The organism is Streptomyces sp. (assembly GCF_031181555.1).
Lineage (GTDB): Bacteria > Actinomycetota > Actinomycetes > Streptomycetales > Streptomycetaceae > Streptomyces > Streptomyces fimbriatus.
Map to the genome: position 1 here is coordinate 1 of NZ_JAPSKQ010000293.1, position 3,937 is coordinate 3,937.

Here is a 3,937-nt window from a genome sequence, read left to right on the forward strand (position 1 = left end):
CTGCTCCTGGCGGCGGGGGTCGGCGACGTAGCGACCGCTGTCGAACCAGCTGAACATCGCGGCCATGTCCTTGACCAGGGGCATGAAGCGGCCGGCGACGGCCCCTGCGGCGCGGGCGGCGGCGGAAGGGACGGCCCACACCTTGATCTTCTTTCCGGCCCGGTCGCCCATCAGGTCGGCCACCTCGCGCATGCTGACCGGACGGTCCCAGCCGATGTCGATGCGCTCACCGTCGTCGGCCTCGGCGTCGACCGCGGCCGCCAGGTACGCCGCGAGATCGGAGGTGTGGACGAAGGTCAGCGGGACGGTGGTCTTGCCGATCCACATCAGGCGGCCCTTGTCGATCGGGTCGCCCGCCGCGCTCGCGATCTGGTCGAGGAACGCCCCCGGCCGCAGTGCGACGAACGGGACGCCGAGCTGTTCGAGCTTGTCCTCGGCGACCTTCTTGTGCCAGAAGTGCGGGACGTCGGGCGTCTGGTCGCTGGTGAGGATGCTGGTCAGGACGAACCTCCGGATGCCGGCGCGGTGGGCGGCCTCGGCGAGGTTGGCGTTGCCGACGGTGTCGATGTCGTGCGCGTCCCTGCCGCCGCGGGTGTAGCCGGCAGCGGTGGTGACGACGGCGTCGGCGCCGTTCATGGCGGCGACGAGCGAGTCGAGGTCGAGCATGTCGCCGCGGGCGATCTCGACGCCCCGGCTTTCGAGTCCGCTCGCGTCGGTGGTCGGCCGGACCAGGGCGCGGACGTTCTTACCGCGCTCGAGCAGTTCGTCGACGACCTTGCCTCCGAGGGAGCCGGTCGCGCCGACGACGAGGACGGGGAGGGTGGGGGTGGGGGTCATGGGGGGGGTCTCACTTTCCGTCAGGTCAGCAGTGGGGGGACGAGGTGGGCGGGGCAGTGGTGGCCGCGGACGCGGGCGCCGTCGGCCCGGGTCGCTCAGGGGGCGGGCCCGGGGCGGGCGGATCCGCGGCGCCGGTCACCGCCCGCCGGCCTGCAGGAGCTTGCAGAGGCCGAAGGGGACCCGGACGCGGGTGGTGCGGCCGTCCTCGATGTGCGGCCGGCCGGTGACGGGGAAGGGCTCGCCGTACCCGCGGGGGCGTTGCCCTTTTCCCCGGATGAGTTCCGTCCTGCTCCCACCGGGACCGCTCGCGCCTGCCCCTGGCGCCCAGGCCCCGCTCACCGCCGTCCTCCCTGACGTACGGGGGTGAACGGGCGGGTTCCGCCACATCCGCCGGGTCGGCTCACCGGGCTTCTTCCGGCAGTCGGGGAGCCTGGCTCCGTTCGGCAAGGGCCTTCGTGAGCCGAGTGCGCCGCGGCACTGTCCACTTCGCAGGAACGCCGGAAACGATTCGCACTCCGGGCCGGACCGGGGTGCACGCCGAGGGGAGTTACCGGGACTCTTCCCGCGGAAGGGCGCGGTTGTTGATCGCGTCGGCGATGGCGTAGGCGGTGCGGACGAAGGACTCTGCCTGCTGCGCCGAAAGGTTCCGCCCGGAGGTCTCCTCCAGAGCCCGCCACATGGCTGCCAGGGGCTCGCGCATGGCACGGCCCTTGTCGGTGAGGTGGACGACCATGACGCGCCGGTCGTGTTCGGCCGGCTCGCGGACGAGCAGGCCGGCGTCCTGCATGCGGCGCAGGGACTTGGAGACGGTGGAGTGGTCCAGGCCGACGCTTTCGAGCAGCTCGGACTGGGTCTGGCCGTCCCGGTCCAGGAGTTGCATCAGCAGCAACTCCTGTCCGGGATGCAGGTCCATCTCGCGGAGCATGGCGGCGGCGCGGGCCCGGTGAGCGCGGGCGAGCTGGAAGATCGCGTAGCTCATCGGCCCCTCGCCGGCCGTGCTGGGGATGCGGGGTGTGGGGGCGGACATGGTTCGGTTCCTCAGGCGGTGTAGGTGGGATAGTCGGTGTAGCCGGCCACTCCGCCGCCGTAGAAGGTCGCCGGGTCGGGGGTGTTCAGCGGCGCGTCAGAGCGTAGCCGCTCGACCAGGTCCGGGTTGGCCAGCGCGAGGGCGCCGACGGAGACAAGGTCGGCCGTGCCGTTGTCGATGTCCTTGGCGCGGGTGGGCAGGTCGGTGCCGGCCCTGTTCAGGATCAGCGTGGTCGGCCACAGCGCGCGCAGGGTGCCCAGCAGTTCCTCGTCGCCCGTGTGGAGGATGTGGAGGTAGGCGAGGCCGAGCGGGCCGAGGGCGCGCATGAGCGCCGGATACAGCTCGGCGGTGTCGGACTCGGCGATGTCGTTGTAGGGGTTGCCGGGGGAGATGCGCAGGCCGGTGCGGTCGGCGCCGATCTCGTCGGCCACGGCGGCGGCGACCTCGACGGCGAAGCGGATGCGGTTGTCGAGGGAGCCGCCGTAGCGGTCGGTGCGCTGGTTGGTGTTGTCGGACAGGAACTGGTGCACCAGGTAGCCGTTGGCGCCGTGGATCTCCACGCCGTCGGCGCCTGCCGCGACGGCAGCCGCTGCGGCGCGGCGGAAGTCGTCGACGGTCGCCGCGACCTCCTGCGTCGACAGAGCGCGGGGTGTCGGCATCTCCTGGGGCCCGGACGCGGTGAACATCGTGCCCTGCGGCCGGATCGCCGAGGGGGCGACCGGCTGGCGCCCGTGGGGGGTGTTGTCGGGGTGGGAGATGCGTCCGGTGTGCATCAGCTGGATGACGATCCGGCCGTCGGCCGCGTGCACGGCGTCGGTGACCTTGCGCCACCCGGCGATCTGCTCGTCATGGTGGATGCCGGGGGTGAGCAGGTAGCCCTGGCCGTCGGCGGAGGGCTGGGTTCCCTCGGTGATGATGAGCGCGTGCGAGGCCCGCTGGGCGTAGTACTCGGCGTTCAGCTCGGTGGGGACGCCCTCAGGTGTGGAGCGGTCACGGGTCATGGGGGCCATGACCAGGCGGTGCGGCAGGGAGATGTCACCGACGGTGGTCGGTGTCCACAGGGAGTTCAGCATGAATGGTCCTTCGGTGCGGTGATGAACAGGTGGTGATCGGAAAGCGGGGGTGTGGCGGAAGGAGGGGCGGGCGTGATCAGCCGAGGGTGAGGACGAGCTTGCCCCGGACATGCCCGGCGTCGCTGACCTGCTGGGCCGTGGCGGCCCGGGCGAGCGGGTAGGCGGTGACGGTGGTGACGATCTTGCCGGTCGCGGCGTCCTGGGCCAGGGCGGCAAGGCGGGCCGCCGAGCGCTCCTGGGGACCGTTGGCGAAGGTGATGCCGAGCTGATGCGCGCGGAAGTCGGCGATGGTGACGATGCGGTCGGTGCCGCCGCGCAGGGCGATGGAGTCCTCGAGGGCTCCCTTCCCGGCCACGTCGAACACCGCGTCCACGCCGTCGGGGGCGAGGGCCCGGACCCGCTCGACCAGGCCCTCGCCGTAAACGGTCGCGGTGGCGCCGAGCGAGGCGAGGTATTCCTGGTTGGCGGGGCCGGCGGTGGCGATGACACGCGCTCCGCGGGCCGTGGCGAGCTGGACCGCCAGGGTTCCGACCCCTCCGGCCGCGCCGTGCATCAGCACGGTCTCCCCGGCGGTGACGCCGAGAAGGTTCAGGACCCGCTCGGCCGTCTCGCCCGCCACCGGCAGCGCGACCGCGTGCTGCCAGTCGAGGTCGGCGGGCTTGGGGGCCACGGTGGTGGCCAGCGCGTACTCGGCGTACGAGCCGGTGTCCGACCAGCCCAGCACCTCGTCGCCCACCTGCACATCCCGCACGCCCTCACCCAGGGCGTCCACGACGCCGGCGAGCTCGTGACCGGGGACGGAGGGGAGCGGCGTGGGGAACAGGGCCTCCAGTGCCCCGGATCGGATCTTGCCGTCCAGGGCGTTCAGCCCGGCCGCCTCGACGCGGACGCGGATCTGCCCGGGGCCGGGCTGCGGGACCTCGACGTCGGCCTCGCGCAGCACTTCCGTGCCTCCGAAGCGGTCGAACAGGATGGCTTTCATGACGACTCCTCCCGTGCC

General features: G+C 72.5%; 4 protein-coding genes. All 4 read right to left on the reverse strand.

Annotated elements, in window-relative coordinates; translation table 11 throughout:
• Nucleotides 1-837, reverse strand: an 837-nt coding sequence (locus RIM90_RS30895; protein ID WP_309064046.1) for an SDR family oxidoreductase, incomplete at its 3' end; no start/stop codon positions are given.
• 547 nt (nt 838-1,384) lie between these two features.
• Nucleotides 1,385-1,864, reverse strand: coding sequence for a MarR family winged helix-turn-helix transcriptional regulator (locus RIM90_RS30900; protein WP_309064047.1), 480 nt, complete (start codon nt 1,862-1,864; stop codon nt 1,385-1,387).
• Between the two features lie 11 nt (nt 1,865-1,875).
• Nucleotides 1,876-2,937: an alkene reductase gene (locus RIM90_RS30905; protein ID WP_309064048.1), complete on the reverse strand. Its 1,062-nt coding sequence runs from the start codon at nt 2,935-2,937 to the stop codon at nt 1,876-1,878.
• Nucleotides 2,938-3,013: 76 nt separating this feature from the next.
• Nucleotides 3,014-3,919, reverse strand: a complete 906-nt coding sequence (locus RIM90_RS30910) for an NADP-dependent oxidoreductase (RefSeq protein ID WP_309064049.1) — start codon at nt 3,917-3,919, stop codon at nt 3,014-3,016.
• Nucleotides 3,920-3,937: the final 18 nt, after the last annotated feature.